The 15,132-nt window shown below is 64.2% G+C and carries 16 protein-coding genes; 11 read left to right on the top strand and 5 right to left on the bottom strand.

Going from position 1 to position 15,132, the window contains the following annotated elements:
• Window positions 1-166: 166 nt before the first annotated feature.
• Window positions 167-757 carry a hypothetical protein gene (locus tag JQ604_RS41525; protein WP_249158214.1) on the bottom strand — a complete coding sequence of 197 codons (591 nt, stop codon included), beginning with the start codon at window positions 755-757 and terminating at the stop codon, window positions 167-169.
• A 210-nt stretch (window positions 758-967) separates the two neighbouring features.
• Window positions 968-1,780, bottom strand: a complete 813-nt coding sequence (locus JQ604_RS12620; protein WP_212357681.1) for an N-formylglutamate amidohydrolase — start codon at window positions 1,778-1,780, stop codon at window positions 968-970.
• Between the two features lie 103 nt (window positions 1,781-1,883).
• Here JQ604_RS12620 and JQ604_RS12625 point away from each other — a divergent pair, with 103 nt between their 5' ends.
• Genes JQ604_RS12625 through JQ604_RS12635 form a run of 3 tightly spaced genes read left to right on the top strand, consistent with a single transcriptional unit; the run spans window position 1,884 to window position 4,006 of the window.
• Window positions 1,884-2,783, top strand: coding sequence for a transglutaminase family protein (locus tag JQ604_RS12625; protein ID WP_212357684.1), 900 nt, complete (start codon window positions 1,884-1,886; stop codon window positions 2,781-2,783).
• A gap of 2 nt (window positions 2,784-2,785) precedes the next feature.
• Window positions 2,786-3,598, top strand: a complete 813-nt coding sequence (locus JQ604_RS12630; RefSeq protein ID WP_212357687.1) for a transglutaminase-like domain-containing protein — start codon at window positions 2,786-2,788, stop codon at window positions 3,596-3,598.
• Between the two features lie 9 nt (window positions 3,599-3,607).
• On the top strand, window positions 3,608-4,006 hold the full coding sequence (locus JQ604_RS12635; protein ID WP_212357690.1) for a gamma-glutamylcyclotransferase family protein: 399 nt from the start codon (window positions 3,608-3,610) through the stop codon (window positions 4,004-4,006).
• 112 nt (window positions 4,007-4,118) lie between these two features.
• Here the strand turns inward: JQ604_RS12635 and JQ604_RS12640 are convergent, their stop codons facing one another.
• Complete coding sequence (locus JQ604_RS12640; RefSeq protein WP_212357694.1) at window positions 4,119-4,673, bottom strand: chlorite dismutase family protein; 555 nt, start codon at window positions 4,671-4,673, stop codon at window positions 4,119-4,121.
• A 148-nt stretch (window positions 4,674-4,821) separates the two neighbouring features.
• Between JQ604_RS12640 and dnaG the strand changes: the two genes are divergently transcribed.
• Window positions 4,822-6,810: a DNA primase gene (gene dnaG / locus JQ604_RS12645; protein WP_212357697.1), complete on the top strand. Its 1,989-nt coding sequence runs from the start codon at window positions 4,822-4,824 to the stop codon at window positions 6,808-6,810.
• A gap of 246 nt (window positions 6,811-7,056) precedes the next feature.
• Window positions 7,057-9,195, top strand: coding sequence for an RNA polymerase sigma factor RpoD (rpoD, locus tag JQ604_RS12650; protein ID WP_212357699.1), 2,139 nt, complete (start codon window positions 7,057-7,059; stop codon window positions 9,193-9,195).
• Window positions 9,196-9,553: 358 nt separating this feature from the next.
• On the opposite strand, the gene JQ604_RS12655 is transcribed toward rpoD, so the two are convergent.
• Window positions 9,554-9,790 (bottom strand): hypothetical protein, encoded by a 237-nt coding sequence (locus tag JQ604_RS12655; protein ID WP_212357701.1) that lies wholly within the window; start codon window positions 9,788-9,790, stop codon window positions 9,554-9,556.
• A gap of 157 nt (window positions 9,791-9,947) precedes the next feature.
• Here JQ604_RS12655 and JQ604_RS12660 point away from each other — a divergent pair, with 157 nt between their 5' ends.
• From JQ604_RS12660 to JQ604_RS12685, 6 genes are all read left to right on the top strand, one after another.
• Entirely contained in the window at window positions 9,948-10,328 is a 381-nt protein-coding gene (locus JQ604_RS12660; protein WP_212357704.1) for a thiol-disulfide oxidoreductase DCC family protein, read from the top strand.
• Window positions 10,329-10,480: 152 nt separating this feature from the next.
• The gene (locus tag JQ604_RS12665) at window positions 10,481-10,891 is read left to right on the top strand and encodes an ester cyclase (RefSeq protein ID WP_212357706.1); all 411 of its coding nucleotides are present in this window, start codon (window positions 10,481-10,483) and stop codon (window positions 10,889-10,891) included.
• Window positions 10,892-10,893: 2 nt separating this feature from the next.
• The gene (locus tag JQ604_RS12670; RefSeq protein WP_212357709.1) at window positions 10,894-11,160 is read left to right on the top strand and encodes a DUF2442 domain-containing protein; all 267 of its coding nucleotides are present in this window, start codon (window positions 10,894-10,896) and stop codon (window positions 11,158-11,160) included.
• An 89-nt stretch (window positions 11,161-11,249) separates the two neighbouring features.
• Window positions 11,250-12,227, top strand: coding sequence for a DUF817 domain-containing protein (locus JQ604_RS12675; protein ID WP_349631094.1), 978 nt, complete (start codon window positions 11,250-11,252; stop codon window positions 12,225-12,227).
• Window positions 12,228-12,286: 59 nt separating this feature from the next.
• Window positions 12,287-13,093 (top strand): lytic murein transglycosylase, encoded by an 807-nt coding sequence (locus JQ604_RS12680; RefSeq protein ID WP_212357712.1) that lies wholly within the window; start codon window positions 12,287-12,289, stop codon window positions 13,091-13,093.
• A gap of 116 nt (window positions 13,094-13,209) precedes the next feature.
• Window positions 13,210-14,082 (top strand): FRG domain-containing protein, encoded by an 873-nt coding sequence (locus JQ604_RS12685; RefSeq protein WP_212357713.1) that lies wholly within the window; start codon window positions 13,210-13,212, stop codon window positions 14,080-14,082.
• 187 nt (window positions 14,083-14,269) lie between these two features.
• Here the strand turns inward: JQ604_RS12685 and JQ604_RS12690 are convergent, their stop codons facing one another.
• Complete coding sequence (locus tag JQ604_RS12690) at window positions 14,270-15,124, bottom strand: SDR family NAD(P)-dependent oxidoreductase (RefSeq protein WP_212357716.1); 855 nt, start codon at window positions 15,122-15,124, stop codon at window positions 14,270-14,272.
• Window positions 15,125-15,132: the final 8 nt, after the last annotated feature.

Genomic DNA, 15,132 nt, shown 5'->3' on the forward strand with positions numbered 1-15,132 from the left:
ACGCGCGTTTTGGCCCTCATCCTGGACGCCACCGCACGCGGCGCGGCGCCAGCATTCCGACCTATTCCGTTGCGGGACGAACCAACGCCTGGGTGGAAATTCTTTCCGCAGAAATCGTTCGGGTGGGCCTGCGTTTGCTCCGCAGCCGCCGCACGCGACGCACTCTTTATTTGCAGATGTTTCGATACGCGATCGACGCGGCCGAATTCGGCTTGCCGTCGACGACGTACGCATCATCCTCCTTTACGAGATATAGAAACGGTCTCTCTCCGATCTCTCCGTTTGACGCGTTCTTTGCCTTGACGTGCCCGCAAATCGTGTCCACGGGACGCCCAAACACGTTGTTTCTGATCGCACGCTTGATGTCGCTGAATTCGACATATCCGGGATCGTCCATCTGTGCTGCGATCGAGGCACGTGCCTTGTTCATGAGGGCATCTGATGTCTCTGCGGCGCGATCGGATGGCGGGACGGCGAGCTTCGTCCGTGGCGGCGCCAATTTGGCGAGACGGACCGGTGCGCGCTGCTTCGCGGATGAACTCTTGCCGGGCCTCGGCGGCATCGCCTTGGCAATCGCCGGAGCCGGTCTCAATGCTGCGGGCTTCGCCTCCAACGATCCGTCGATCACTGCCCTGTCGAAACACGGCTGCGAGGCGCAGCTCGCCACGTAACCCTGTGCAAGGTAACCCTGCGATGGTGCGAGCCAGCCAAAGCTGAACAGGATACCGGCAAGCGCGCCGATGAAAAGCAGTCCCATTCCGATTCCCTTTCTTCGGGGGCGGAGCTGATACCTAGAACTAAGGACGTACTTTCGCGCTGGTGATCCATATCTTGCGCAAAAGCATTAAGCGCTCATTAAGTGCGAGGCCTATGTCGAGCATGCTCTCGGACAGATTGCCGCAATCGACTCGTGGCGATCCGCGCAGACGAGATCAAGCTGAAATTGCTTGATGTGGACCGCTCCGATCTAGGATTGCACGCCCTGGATCACCGCCTCCTTGCGCAGCGTCGTCTCGATCTCGGCGAGAATGCGCGCGAGGCGGTCCGCCCAGACTTTTTCGCCGGCCTGGTCGGAGATCAGGTCCTGGCGGATCTCGATGCCGGAGTTCATCAGCCCGCGCCGCTCGCCATGGACGGGAATGGTGTAGTCGGTCTCGTCGCCGACCGCGTAGGGCTCGTTGTCGCCGACCACGAGGTCGCCTTCGCTGCGCAGATGTTTCAAGAGCTGCGGCGGCAGCACCGTGTCGCGGTGATAGAGCGTGCCGATGTGCCAGGGCCGCGCAATGCCGGCGTAGACGGGCGTGAAGCTGTGCAGCGCGACCAGGATGGTCGGCTGTCCCGCGCGCAGCCGCGCGTCGATGATCTCCTCGATCCGCTGGTGATAGGGATCGAAGATCTCGCTGCGGCGCGTCTCGGCGTCTTCGCGCGACAATCCTTCATTGCCTGAGATCGTCGTCGCTTCGCTGATCAGCGGGATCGAGCTTGCGACATGCGGCGGGCGGTTGCAGTCGATCACGAGCCGCGAGTAGCGCTGCGCGATCAGATGCGCATCGAGTTGCGCAGAGAGGGATTCGGCGACGCCGGCGATGCCGATGTCCCAGGCGATGTGACGCACGAGTTCGCTCTCGGGCAGGCCGAGATCGCCGAGCGGGGCGGGAATCAGCCGGCCGTAGTGATCGCAGGTGAAGAGGAACGGCGAGCGGCCGGCGGGATTGACTTCATGAACCGGGGCGATGTCGGTCTTGGCGAGCAGAAATGACGAAGAACCGACGTGATTCAAGGGCCTTTTCCTCAACTTTGCCTATTCAGGCGGCATGCCGGTCTGGAAATGAGCAGCATTCTCTATAGATTATGCGGCTCAAAATCACGATGATTGTCTGAAGATGCCGCTGCTGACGATTCACCACAAGACCGTTTATCGCTACGCGCGCCCCGTCGCGTTCGGCGAACATCGCATCATGCTGCGTCCGCGCGACAGCCATGATCTGCGCGTGCTCGGTAGCGATCTCGTGATTGATCCGCAGCCGATGTCGCTGCGCTGGATCCACGACGTGTTCGGCAACAGCGTCGCGATCGCGACCTTCGACGAGCGCGCCGATACGCTGACCTTTGTCTCGACCGCTACCGTGGAGCACAATCCGGCGGACGAGTTCGCGCTGACGCCCGACGATCCCGCCTACTTCTATCCGTTCCTCTATGACGACGAGGAATTCCCGGACCTGCAGCAGTTCATCACGCCGCAATATGGCGATCCCAACGGCGAGCTGTCTGCCTGGGCGCGGCGCTTCCTCGATATCGAGGCGCCGACGCCGACGTTCAACATCCTGAGCGACATGACGCATGGCATCCGCCAGGCGTTCCGCTATCGCAAGCGCCATGAACATGGCACCCAGCATCCGCTCGACACGCTGCAGACGAAGTCCGGCACTTGCCGCGACTACACGCTGTTCATGATCGAGGCGCTGCGCCGGCTCGGCATCGCCGCGCGCTTCGTCTCGGGCTATCTCGCCATGCCCTCGGACCGCGCGCATGGCTATGTCGGCGGCGGCTCGACGCATGCCTGGGTGCAGGTCTATCTGCCGAGCGCGGGCTGGATCGAGTTTGACCCGACCAACGGCATCGTCGGCACGCGCGACCTGATCCGCGTCGCGGTGGCGCGCGATCCGCGGCAGGCGATCCCGCTGCATGGCGTCTATCTCGGCGCTGCCGACGCCTTCCAGCGCATGGATGTCGACATCAATGTCGTCTCGGTCGGCGAGAGCGTGGAGACGGAGACCGCCTGACGATGGAGATCAAGGTCGGCTTCGAGATCACCTACACCGCCGCGCAGGCAACGCCGATGGTGATCATGCTGTCGATCCATCCGTCGCGCTTCTCCGACATCGTCGGCACCGAGCGCATCGTGACCAAGCCCGACGTCCCGATCGGCTTCTATCGCGACAGCTTTGGCAATGTCTGCGGCCGCCTCGTCGCGCCCGCCGGCGGTGTCACCTTCCACGGCAGCGCGCTGGTGCGCGATTCCGGGTTGGCAGACGTGGTCAATCCCACGGCGCAGCAGGTTGCGATCGAGCAACTGCCGGACGACGTCCTGCTCTATCTGATGCCGAGCCGCTATTGCGAGACCGACAAGCTCACGGACGTGGCGTGGTCGCTGTTCGGCAACACACCGACCGGCTGGGCGCGGGTGCAGGCGATCGTCGATTTCGTGCACAAGCACGTCACTTTCGGTTACAAGCACGCCCATCACATGAAGTCGGCGCATGACGTCTACGAGCAGCGCGCCGGCGTCTGCCGCGACTTCGCCCATCTGGCGCTGACCTTCTGCCGCTGCATGGGCATCCCGGCGCGCTACTGCACCGGCTATCTCGGCGACATCGGCGTGCCGGCGGAGCCTGACCCGATGGATTTCTCCGGCTGGTTCGAGGTCTATCTGTCCGGCCAGTGGTACACCTTCGACGCGCGCCACAACACGCCCCGCATCGGCCGCATTCTGATGGGCACCGGCCGCGACGCCGCCGACGTCGCGCTCACCACGAGCTTCGGGCGGATGACGCTGACGAAGTTCGTGGTCGTGACGGAAGAAGTGGCGGCGGCCTAGGAATTTGTCATGATCTCCGATCGTCTCTTCGTCTACGGCACGCTGATGCGCGGCTTCGACCATCCGATGGCCAAGCTGTTGTCAGCGAATGCCGAGTTTCTCGGCGACGCGCATTGCCGCGGCCGGCTCTATCTGGTGAAGCATTATCCGGGGCTGGTGCTGTCGGACGATCCCGCCGACATCGTCCACGGCGAATTGTTCCGCCTGCGCGAGCGCGACGCCATGCTTGGCGAGTTCGACATGTACGAAGCCTGCGGCGAAGGATTTCCGCAGCCGACCGAGTACATCAGGCAGATGCTGCCGTTGACGCTTGCCGACGGTAGCAGCAGTGAGGCGTGGACGTATGTCTACAACTGGCCGGTGACGAAGCTGCCGCGGATTGTGTCGGGAAAGTTTCTCGAACAGTAACTCTCGTGTCCCGGGCGCACTGCGGCGCGAAGTGCCGCTGTGCAGAACCGGGACCCACGCCGCGATGTGCCCCCCGCTTCGCGCTGCGCTGCGTCCGGGGCACGAGTGTGGGTCACTCTTCCCTGATCACGCGCACATCGACCTCGCGCTCGACGTAGGTCCATTCCTCCGTCCCGCGCAGCATGCCGACCAGTTCCTCGAACATCGCCGCATGCTCGGGCGCGAATTCGAACCAGGTCAGGAAATCGAAGGGCACGCCGAGATCGCGCGCATGATAAAGCTGCCGCGCGATCGCCGGCAGGTACTTCATGCTGCCGGCGATATGCTGCGACTTGTCCTCGAAGATCTTGCGCCGCTCTTCCTGGGTCAGGTCCCACCAGGCCTGCGATTTCCTGATCGGGATCAGCGCCGCATGCGTCGCCTCGGGCCGGCCGAGCCCGGCCTGGACGGCGACCAGCTTGTCCTTCTCGGCGCGCTCGGTGTAGCGGAGCGTGCTGGCGACGCCGGCGAGCCGCCAGGAGGTCTGCGACGGCAACAGCGGCAGCGCGATCGCCTCGCTCGAAATGACCGTCAGCGCCGCCACCTTCGGCAGCGCCTCGCCCTTCACCTTCGCGACCGAGGTCACCCTCCAGCCGCCGCTCTGTCCGCCCCGGAATGTCGTAAACATGGCCCCATCCAAGCCCGGAACCGGGCAGGGGGCAAGCCGCGCCTGTGAATAGCCCGGAAAAGCCCGATATTCTTCGAAATCGCGGGCTCTGCCCCTATATGGCTAACCACTTGGTCCGCGACTCAGGGACATCAGCTAGACTCCGCCCATGCGCTTCACGCCCGAATTCCTCGACGAGCTGCGTGCCCGGCTTCCGGTCTCGGAAGTCGTGGGCCGGCGCGTCAAGCTGAAAAAGGCGGGCCGCGAGTGGAAGGGCCTGTCGCCGTTCCAGCAGGAGAAGACACCCTCATTCTTCGTCAACGACCAGAAGCAGGCGTGGTTCGACTTCTCGTCCGGGCTGAACGGCAACATCTTCGACTTCATCATGAAGACCGATGGCGTCAGCTTCATCGAGGCGGTCGAGCGGCTCGCCGGCATGGCCGGTGTGGCGATCCCGGCGGCGACGCCCGATGCGGCGCGCCACGAGCAGCGCCGCCGCACGCTGCATGACGTGATGGAGCTTGCGACCAAATTCTTCATCGACACGCTGGCCTCGCGCAACGGCGCGAAAGCGCGCGGCTATCTCGGCGATCGCGGCATCACGCCGGCGACGCAGCTGCAGTTCCGCATGGGCTACGCGCCGCCAGATCGCTTCGGGCTGAAGGAGTATCTCGGCGGGCAGGGCATCTCGACCGAGGACATGGTCGAGGCCGGGCTGCTCGTCACCGGCGAGAACGCGCCGGTGCCATACGACCGTTTCCGTGATCGCGTGATGTTTCCGATCACCGATGGCCGTGGCCGTGTCATCGCCTTCGGCGGCCGCGCGCTGGAGAAGGACGTTCCGGCGAAGTATCTGAACTCGCCGGAAACCCCGCTGTTTCACAAGGGCGACAATCTCTACAATTTGTTCACCGCGCGGCAGGCCACGCATAACGGCGCGCAGCTGATCGTGGTCGAAGGTTACGTCGACGTCATCGCCATGGTTACCGCGGGCTTTGCCGGCAGCGTTGCGCCGCTCGGCACCGCGCTGACCGAAAACCAGCTCACGCTGCTCTGGAAGATGGCGGATGAGCCGATCCTCTGCTTCGACGGCGACCGCGCCGGCAAGAAGGCGGCTTATCGTGCGGCGGACCTTGCCCTCCCGCAGCTCAAGCCGGGAAAGAGTCTCCGCATCGCGCTGCTGCCGGAAGGGCAGGACCCCGACGATCTCGCCCGCTCCGGCGGCCGCGCCGCGATCGAGGAAGTGATCGGTGCTGCGCGACCGCTCGCCGAGATGATCTGGGCGCGCGAGATCGAGGGCGGCATGTTCGACACGCCCGAGCGGCGCGCCGCGCTGGAGGCCCGGATTGGCGAGCTCACCAATGGCATCCGCGACGAGGTGATCCGCCGCTATTACCGCCAGGACCTGCAGGAGCGCCTGCAGCGCACGTTTGCGCCCGAGGGCGGGCGCGGCGGCTATGGCCGCGGCCAGTATGGCGGCCGGCGCGGCGAATCACCCCGTCCGTTCACCCCCCGCGGCCCCGCCCAGAACGGCCGTTTCGGCCAGAAGGGTGCCACCCCTAGCCTCGCCCGCGGTCCCTACCAGGCTGCGAGCCCTCAGTTGGCCAACAGCCCGATCATGCGCGGCCAGCGCAGCGCGATCTCGCGCCGGGAGGCGCTGATCCTGCAGTCCCTGATCAACCACCCCTGGCTGCTGCACGACCATCTGGAGGAGGTCGCCGCCCTCGAACTGGCCCACCCCGAGGCCCATAAGCTGCGCGCCGGCATCATCGCGGCCTTCGCCAACGACCATCACCATTCTCCCGACGCAGAGGAGCAGGCCGAGAAAATGCGGTCCGACCTCGAGGCTGGTGGATTTTCTCAAATTCTTCAAAGGGTTGAACGCGCGCTCACCACCCAGGCCGTGTGGGGCACCCAGGCTGGCGCTGCGCGGGAAGATGTTTTATCAACCTGGCGGCAACTCGTTGCCTTGCATCAGAAAACCCACGCCCTACTTAGGGAAAAGAAGGATGCCGAGCAGGCATTGGCCGAGGATTCCAGCGAGGCCAATCTGGCGTGGCTGCAGGATATCCAGGCCCGGATGGCAGAAGCCGACGGGACCGAAGCCCTGATCGAGGGCTTTGGGGAATTATCGGGCCGGTTCCAGCGTAGCGTCTGATGAAAAAATGATGCGGACGGCTGCGGCCAAATCTGCAAAAAGACTCGCCAAACCCATGGTTTGGCTGCAAAAACAGGGTTAAGCGAAACTTAATAGCCTCGCGGCTATTGCAAAGGACACATCGAAGCGGATCACAGGGGTGGCGAGGTTTTGCGCCGCCCTTTGCGCGTCGAGAGTAACTCTTCAGATCTGTGCGAGATGCGCGTGCACGCCATCTCGCATGAGCGCGTTTCGGGAGCTTAGTGAATGGCCACCAAGGCAAAGACGCTGCAGGTTAAGGACAAGGAAAAAGACGACAAGGCAGCGGATGCTCCTGAGAAGGATTCCGCCGACGCGCCGTCGCCGTTGCTCGACCTGTCGGATGCCGCGGTGAAGAAGATGATCAAGCAGGCCAAGAAGCGCGGCTTCGTGACCTTTGATCAGCTCAACGAAGTGCTGCCTTCGGATACGACCTCGCCCGAGCAGATCGAGGACATCATGTCGATGCTCTCGGACATGGGCATCAACGTCACCGAGGCCGACGATAGCGAAGGCGAGGACGACAAGGACGACGGCGAGGACGAGACCGACAACGAGCTCGTCGAGGTCACGCAGAAGGCCGTCACCGAGGTCAAGAAGAGCGAGCCCGGCGAGCGTACCGACGATCCCGTGCGCATGTATCTGCGCGAGATGGGCACCGTCGAGCTGCTGTCGCGCGAAGGCGAAATCGCGATTGCCAAGCGCATCGAGGCCGGCCGCGAGGCGATGATCGCGGGCCTCTGCGAGAGCCCGCTGACCTTCCAGGCCATCATCATCTGGCGCGACGAGCTCAACGAAGGAAAGATCTTCCTCCGCGACATCATCGACCTCGAAGCGACCTATGCCGGCCCGGAATCCAAGGGCGGCATCAATCCGAACATGATCGCCAACAACGGCGCCGAAGGCGCAGCCAATGCCGAGGGCGGCAATGGCGAGGCCAGCGCTGCCGCGCCCGCGCATGTCGCGCCGCCCGCCGCGCCGCCGTCGCCGACCCCGTTCCGCGCGCAGCCTGCGGCCGCTCCCGCCGCTGACGGCGAGGAGAAGGATCCCGGCGAGGCCGCGGCCGAAGCCGACATGGACGACGACGAGTTCGAGAACCAGATGTCGCTCGCCGCCATCGAAGCCGAGCTGAAGCCGAAGGTGGTCGAGACCTTCGACAAGATCGCCAACGAGTACAAGAAGCTGCGCCGCCTGCAGGAGCAGGACATCGCCAACCAGCTGCAGAGCGAGTCGCTGTCGCCCTCGCAGGAGCGCAAGTACAAGAAGCTGAAGGACGAGATCATCGTCGAGGTGAAGTCGCTGCGCCTCAACCAGGCCCGTATCGATTCACTGGTCGAGCAGCTCTACGACATCAACAAGAAGCTGGTGTCCTTCGAAGGCCGCTTGCTGCGCCTCGGCGACAGCCACGGCGTCGCCCGCGACGACTTCCTGCGCAACTACCAGGGCTCGGAGCTCGATCCGCGCTGGCTCAACCGTGTCTCGAAGCTCTCCGCCAAGGGTTGGAAGAACTTCGTCCATCACGAGAAGGACCGCATCAAGGATCTGCGCCACGAGATCCAGTCGCTCGCCGCGCTGACCGGTCTTGAGATCGGCGAATTCCGCAAGATCGTGCACGGCGTCCAGAAGGGCGAGCGCGAGGCCCGTCAGGCCAAGAAGGAGATGGTGGAAGCCAACCTCCGTCTCGTGATCTCGATCGCCAAGAAGTACACCAACCGCGGCCTGCAGTTCCTCGACCTGATCCAGGAAGGCAACATCGGCCTGATGAAGGCGGTCGACAAGTTCGAGTACCGCCGCGGTTACAAGTTCTCGACCTACGCCACCTGGTGGATCCGGCAGGCGATCACCCGCTCGATCGCCGACCAGGCCCGCACCATCCGCATCCCCGTGCACATGATCGAGACGATCAACAAGATCGTGCGCACCTCTAGGCAGATGCTGAACGAGATCGGCCGCGAGCCCACGCCTGAGGAGCTCGCCGAAAAGCTCGGCATGCCCCTGGAGAAGGTGCGCAAGGTCCTCAAGATCGCCAAGGAGCCGCTGTCGCTCGAGACCCCGGTCGGTGACGAAGAGGATTCGCATCTCGGCGATTTCATCGAGGACAAGAACGCGATCCTGCCGATCGACGCGGCGATCCAGTCGAACCTCCGCGAGACCACCACGCGCGTGCTGGCCTCGCTCACCCCGCGCGAAGAGCGCGTGCTCCGCATGCGCTTCGGCATCGGCATGAACACCGACCACACGCTTGAAGAAGTCGGCCAGCAGTTCAGCGTCACCCGCGAACGCATCCGCCAGATCGAGGCGAAGGCGCTGCGCAAGCTGAAGCATCCGAGCCGGTCAAGGAAGCTGCGGAGCTTCCTCGACAACTGATTGCGGAGGACGATCCAAAGCAAAACGGCGGGCCGAAAGCCCGCCGTTTTTTGTTTTGTGAGGGCACTGCCCACGTCTCACGCCAGCGCCCGTGGCCACCCCTCTCCCCCAACCCTCCCCCGCAAGGGGGGAGGGAGCCGGACATGCGTGCTCACCTTGCGTCGTGACGCGACAACATTTGTCGTGTCGACGAATGTTTCGAATGCTTGAAGCGATCGTAGTAATGGACGCACCGGCGGAAGGGCTCCCTCCCCCCTTGCGGGGGAGGGTTGGGGAGAGGGGTGCCGCTTGCTCCGTGGCCGATTGCGCAGAAGGATGATCCGTGGCCTCGTGGATGCACGAAAGCGTCGCGCAAGCGCTACTTCTTCTTCACCCCAACCCGCTCGATCCGCTTGATCTCCAGCACCGGCTTGCCCGACTTCTCCGCGATCTCGCGGTCCTGCTCCATGATGTAGCCGCGCGCGGGCTCGTCGCCGTCGAGGCCGCCGAGCAACTCGGTGGGCACGCGGCGGTTGGAGCGCTGGCTGTCGTCTTCATAGACGACGTTGAAGAAGGCGAATTCGCCTTTGGGATTGGTTCCGGGCTTCTTGGGCATGCGCGGCTTGTCCTCGATCGGGGGCCGCAAGTCAAAGCAAATCGCGCGCGATTTTGGGCTGACCAGCGTTGCAGGCGAAAGCCCTTGCGCAACCCTCGCCTCCAGTTTGGAGCGCGCTCTCGACGCCGCGCGCACCTGCACCTAAGCTTCCAGCCGCATGCCCGTTCCCCAACTCACCGTCTGGTACAACACGCGCTGCCCGGTCTGCGATGCCGGCATCGACTGGCAGCGCAACAAACTGCTCGCCGCCGTCCGCGCCGGCAGCATCGCCTTCAAGGACATCAATGAGCAGCCCGACGCGCTCACAGCCCATGGCGCGACGCTCGACGACATCCGCCGCCGCCTGCATGCCACCGACGAGGCCGGCCGGCTGATCGTCGGCGCCGATGTCGCGATCGCGATCTGGCGGCGCACGCCCGGCGAAGGCTGGATTGCCGCCTTGCTCGGCAATCGCCTGGTCCTTCCGCTGACCCGCTTTGTGTACGATCGTTTCGCCGATGTTCTTTTCGCCTGGAACAAACGAAACAATCGCTGGTGAAACGCGCGCGCAATAACGAAGCCTTATGCGGACGTCGCGTGCGCGCAAACATTTTTCATCGCATCGTCACGTTGTCGCTTGCGCGAGCGCGCGCAACTCGCGTATGAGGCGCTTCCCGCTATTTTACAACCTGCCATTTCGAGCCGCCGTTGATGTCCGACACCACTCCCGAGGCCAACAAGGCCCTCGTGCTCGCGCACTACGACGCCGTCACCAACGGCCACGATCCCGATGCGATCCGCGCGCAGCTCGCACCGAATTTCTTCGATCACGCGGCGGAAAAGAAGATGAGCGCCGACGAGGTGATCGCGCATTCGGCCGCGATGCACGCGACCTTCGCCAACCTCTCGGCGGTCGCCGAATGCCTGGTCGCCGAACGCGACATCGTCTCCGGCCGCTTCATCTGGCGAGGCCTGCACAAGGGTCCGTGGAACGGCATTGCGCCGACCGGCAAGCATGTCGAGTTCCGCGGCATGACGTTCTGGCGCATCCAGGACGGCAAGATCGCGGAGAGGTGGGCCGAGATCGATTTTGCGGGGCTAGAGCGGCAGCTCAAGGGGTAGCGATGCTCAAGGTCGCGAAAATCAATCATCTCGGCGGGCACCGCGTGCATGCGGTGTTCAGCGACGGCATGGCGGGTGACTACGATTTTGCAGCGACCATCAGTCAAGGCGGCCCCATGGCTGAGCCGCTGCGAGATCCTGCTTTTTTTGCCCGCGTCTTCCTTGAGGACGGTGCGCCGACTTGGCCCAATGGTTATGATGCGGCACCCGGCTGGCTGCGGCGCGAGATCGAAGCCAGCGGGACATTGCAGCGTGAGGCCGCGGCCTGACGGCAGGCCGGGCTTTGCGGCGAAGCTCTCATCAAAATCTGCACATCCGCGCCCGTATTCGACCGTGATCCGCCGGCATCCTTCGCCGCGTGCATCACCCTCTCGACCGCCTACCCAACAGCTCCAGGTCCATCCCCAGCGCCGCCGCGAACTGGGCGCCGCTGCGCCGCTTCATCGCCGGCGAGGCGCGGCTTGGCCGCCTCATGGCGCAGCGCGGCTGGACCGCGGCGCCATACGAGTTCTTCCGCTTCGGCGTGAAGCAGGCCTGGGCCTGCCTGTTCGCTGCTGTTGCGATCGGCCTGATGATCGCGACATGGCAGTTCTATCCAAAGGGAGCGCCGCTGGCGCGCTACGACTTCCTGCTGCTCGGCATGGTCGCCGTGCAGGTCGCGATGCTCGCGGGCAAGCTCGAGACATGGGAGGAAGCAAAGGTCATCCTGATCTACCACATCGTCGGCACCGCGATGGAGATCTTCAAGACCTCGGTCGGCTCCTGGATCTATCCCGAGCCGAACTTTTTCCGGATCGCCGGTGTGCCGCTGTTCTCCGGCTTCATGTATTCCTGCATCGGCAGCTACATCGCGCGCTGCTGGCGGCTGTTCGATTTCGAGTTCACCGGGCACCCGCGCCGCCTCGGCCTGATCGCGCTCAGCGTCGCGATCTACATCAATTTCTTCAGCCACCATTACATCTGGGATTTGCGCTGGCTGCTGTTCGCCTGGGCCGGCTGGCTGTTCCTGCGCGCCCGCGTCCATTTCCGCGTCTGGCACCGCCACCGCACGATGCCGCTGCTGCTCGGCCTCGTGCTGGTGTCGCTGTTCATCTGGTTCACCGAGAACATCGGCACGTTCACAAAAACCTGGCTCTATCCGTCGCAGAAGCTCGGCTGGTCGCTGGTCTCGATCGACAAGCTCGGCTCGTGGTTTCTGCTGCTGATCATCAGTTACACGCTGGTGAGCCTGGTCAATGCGCCACGGGTGAGGGAGCTACGAGAGCGGCAGACTGACACACGGAGGGCCAGCGGGCCGCTCGCGAAGGTCACATCCCCGGCGTCATCAACGTTTTGACTGTTCCGTTTTCGCCATGGCATGATCCCCGCGTCACGCAACGCGAAAGGGAATCACGCATGCTCAGGTGTCGGTTGGCGGTCTTCATCGGCGCCTTGCTGCTGTCCACTCCCTCCCACGCCGCCCGCTGCGGCGGCAATTTCAACTCCTTCGTCCAGAACATCTCTGCCGAGGCCGCCGCTTCCGGCATTTCGCAGGATGTGATCTCGCAGGCGCTCGGTGGCGTGCAGCAGGATGCGGGCGTGCTGGCGTTCGACCGGCGGCAGCGCGGCACGTTCACCAAGACGTTCGAGCAATATGTCTCGACCCGCGTCGGGCCCGGGCGGATCAATGCGGGCCGCGCGATGCTGCAGCGGCATGCGGCGCTGCTGTCGCAGGTCGAGGCGAAGTATGGCGTGCCCCGGCAGATCCTGGTCGCGATCTGGGGGCTGGAGACCGATTTCGGCAAGGGCGACATGGGCAAGCTGCCGGTGTTTCGCGTGCTCGTCACCATGGCGCATGATTGCCGCCGCACCGACCTGTTCCAGGGCGAGCTGCTCGCGGCGCTGAAGATCGTGCAGCGCGGCGATCTGCGGCTGAGCGACATGATCGGCGCCTATGCCGGCGAGATCGGCCAGACGCAATTTTTGCCGTCGTCCTACATCAAGTATGGCGTCGATTTTGACGGCAACGGCCATGTCGATCTGCGCCACTCCGTGCCCGACGTGCTGGCTTCGACCGCGAACCTGCTGCACACCAACGGCTTCAAGATGGGGGCTCCTTACGGCGAGGGCACCGCCAATTTCGAGGCGATGCGCGAGTGGAACAGAGCGGTGATCTACCGCAAGACGATCGGGTATTTTGCGGATCAGTTGATGGGGCGGTGACGGATGCGTAGGGCGGATTAGCGCAACGGGCGTAATCCGCCGTTCTTTGCCGCGACACACGATCGGCGGATTACGCTTCGCTAATCCGCCCTACGCGTTTGCGATTGGGGGTGTCCATGGAAACCATCGGCAGCCAGAAGATCTGGTCGTATTTCGATCGCAGGCGAACCTGCCGGATCGCGACCAATACGGAGGTGCGCAAGGCGGCCGGCCACGAGGTCGGCTCCTATGTCGATCTCGCCCGGAAGATCGCCGAGCTGCAGTTTCGCAACCGCGATTACGTGCTGCTGTTTCGTGGCCAGACCAACGACTATCGCAACATCAAGCGCAACACCTCGATCAAGCCGAGCCTGTTCCGGCCGAGGGGCACGGGCAATCCCAATCAGAGCACCCTGATCAATCGATTCCTGCGATTGCAGGCGGCCGAAGACATCCTGCTCCGGCGCTACCAGAAACCGCTGCTCGGGATCGACCGGATGCAGCGCCATCGCATCCTGCGCTGGTCGATCCTGCAGCACTACGAGGTCTGTCTGACCCCGCTGCTCGACGTCACGCATTCGATCCGTATTGCGGCCTCCTTCGCCTCGCTGAAGAAGGGCGACCAGCTGGCTGACAAGGCCTACATCTATGTGCTGGGCGTCCCGAACATCAGCGGCGCGGTCACCGCCAGCGCGGAGGCGGGGCTGCAGATCGTCCGCCTCTCCAGCGTCTGTCCGCCCTCGGCGATGCGGCCGCACATCCAGGAAGGATATCTCCTGGGCGAGTATCCGGAGATCGCGGCCTATGCGCAGAAGGCGAACTACTACCCCTACGAGATCGATTTCGGCTTGCGGTTGATCGCGAAATTTTCCTTCGAGCCGAAACGCTTCTGGACCGATCCCAACTTTCCGCGCGTTCCGCACGATGCCCTCTATCCCGGCGACAAGAAGGACGTGCTGAACGAGCTGATGCTCAAGGTGACGCAGGAGCTCGGCGGCAGCTCGGTCTAGGGCCGGCGGGCGCAACCATACCCGCGCGCATCTCCCCATCGTCGTCTTGGCGAAAGCCAGGACCCATTACCCCAACTGTGCGTTGTTGCGCGACGCTGGGGCCCCAGCCCCTCACCAATTGAATTCGGTGGTAATGGGTCCTGGCTTTCGCCAGGACGACGGAGGTTAGCTGCCAGGACGAGGGCAGCTATTTAGCGATCGCCCCCACCTTCGCCGTTGCCTTGTCGATCTGCCGCTGCAGCACCTTCCAATAGGTCCCCGGGCGAAACCGCTGCAGGAGATCCATGAACCGCGCATCGTTGCCGATCAGGACGCGCGGCGCGTTGTTCTCGATTGCAGCGATGATGCGCTCTGCGGCCGCCGCCGGCGTGGTCTTCGCCAGCGCGTCGAACCGTTCGATCGATTGCGCCCGGCGGGCATTGTCGGTGACACCTGTGCCGGTGCGCGAGTTGCGGGCGATGCTGGTGGCGACGCCGCCGGGATGCACGACCGTCAGCTTGACTGGACTGCCGGCGACCGCGAGCTCATGGCGCAGGCTTTCGGAGAAGCCGCGCACCGCGAACTTCGCCGCGCAATAGGCGGTCTGGCCGGGCGGGGCGACGATGCCGAAGATCGAGGAGATGTTGACGATATGCGCCGCGCGCTGCCGCGAAAGGATCGGCAGGAAGGCGCGGGTGCCGTGCACCGTGCCCCAGAAATTGATGTTGAACAGCCACTCCATCTGCGCCTGCTCGATCTCGCCGAACTGGCCGAGCAGGGCGACGCCGGCATTGTTGATGACGATGTTGAGCGCGGGATGCGCGCTGCCTGCCGCTTGCGCAAACGCTTCGATCTGCTCGGGCGCGCCGACGTCGAGGCGATGCACGGTGACCTTGCGCCGATGGGCCCTGGCGATGTCAGCGGCGACCGCCTGCAGCCCGGCTTCGTCGCGGTCGGCCAGCGCCAGATCGCAGCCGCGCGCGGCAAGCTCGAGCGCGAGCGCGCGGCCGATGCCGCTGGCCGCGCCGGTCAGGGCAGCGGCGGATCCAGAGATGGCGGTCATGTCGGTTC

Source organism: Bradyrhizobium jicamae, from assembly GCF_018130695.1.
Classification (GTDB): domain Bacteria; phylum Pseudomonadota; class Alphaproteobacteria; order Rhizobiales; family Xanthobacteraceae; genus Bradyrhizobium; species Bradyrhizobium jicamae_B.

Coding starts and splice junctions, on each gene's coding strand:
- dnaG (WP_212357697.1), top strand. CDS start 4,822: ATGCGCTTCACGCCCGAATTCCTCGACGAGCTGCGTGCCCGGCTTCCG.
- JQ604_RS12690 (WP_212357716.1), bottom strand. CDS start 15,124: ATGACCGCCATCTCTGGATCCGCCGCTGCCCTGACCGGCGCGGCCAGC.
- JQ604_RS12625 (WP_212357684.1), top strand. CDS start 1,884: ATGCCGCTGCTGACGATTCACCACAAGACCGTTTATCGCTACGCGCGC.
- JQ604_RS12665 (WP_212357706.1), top strand. CDS start 10,481: ATGTCCGACACCACTCCCGAGGCCAACAAGGCCCTCGTGCTCGCGCAC.
- JQ604_RS12680 (WP_212357712.1), top strand. CDS start 12,287: ATGCTCAGGTGTCGGTTGGCGGTCTTCATCGGCGCCTTGCTGCTGTCC.
- JQ604_RS12685 (WP_212357713.1), top strand. CDS start 13,210: ATGGAAACCATCGGCAGCCAGAAGATCTGGTCGTATTTCGATCGCAGG.
- JQ604_RS12660 (WP_212357704.1), top strand. CDS start 9,948: ATGCCCGTTCCCCAACTCACCGTCTGGTACAACACGCGCTGCCCGGTC.
- JQ604_RS12670 (WP_212357709.1), top strand. CDS start 10,894: ATGCTCAAGGTCGCGAAAATCAATCATCTCGGCGGGCACCGCGTGCAT.
- JQ604_RS41525 (WP_249158214.1), bottom strand. CDS start 757: ATGGGACTGCTTTTCATCGGCGCGCTTGCCGGTATCCTGTTCAGCTTT.
- JQ604_RS12640 (WP_212357694.1), bottom strand. CDS start 4,673: ATGTTTACGACATTCCGGGGCGGACAGAGCGGCGGCTGGAGGGTGACC.
- JQ604_RS12630 (WP_212357687.1), top strand. CDS start 2,786: ATGGAGATCAAGGTCGGCTTCGAGATCACCTACACCGCCGCGCAGGCA.
- rpoD (WP_212357699.1), top strand. CDS start 7,057: ATGGCCACCAAGGCAAAGACGCTGCAGGTTAAGGACAAGGAAAAAGAC.
- JQ604_RS12635 (WP_212357690.1), top strand. CDS start 3,608: ATGATCTCCGATCGTCTCTTCGTCTACGGCACGCTGATGCGCGGCTTC.
- JQ604_RS12655 (WP_212357701.1), bottom strand. CDS start 9,790: ATGCCCAAGAAGCCCGGAACCAATCCCAAAGGCGAATTCGCCTTCTTC.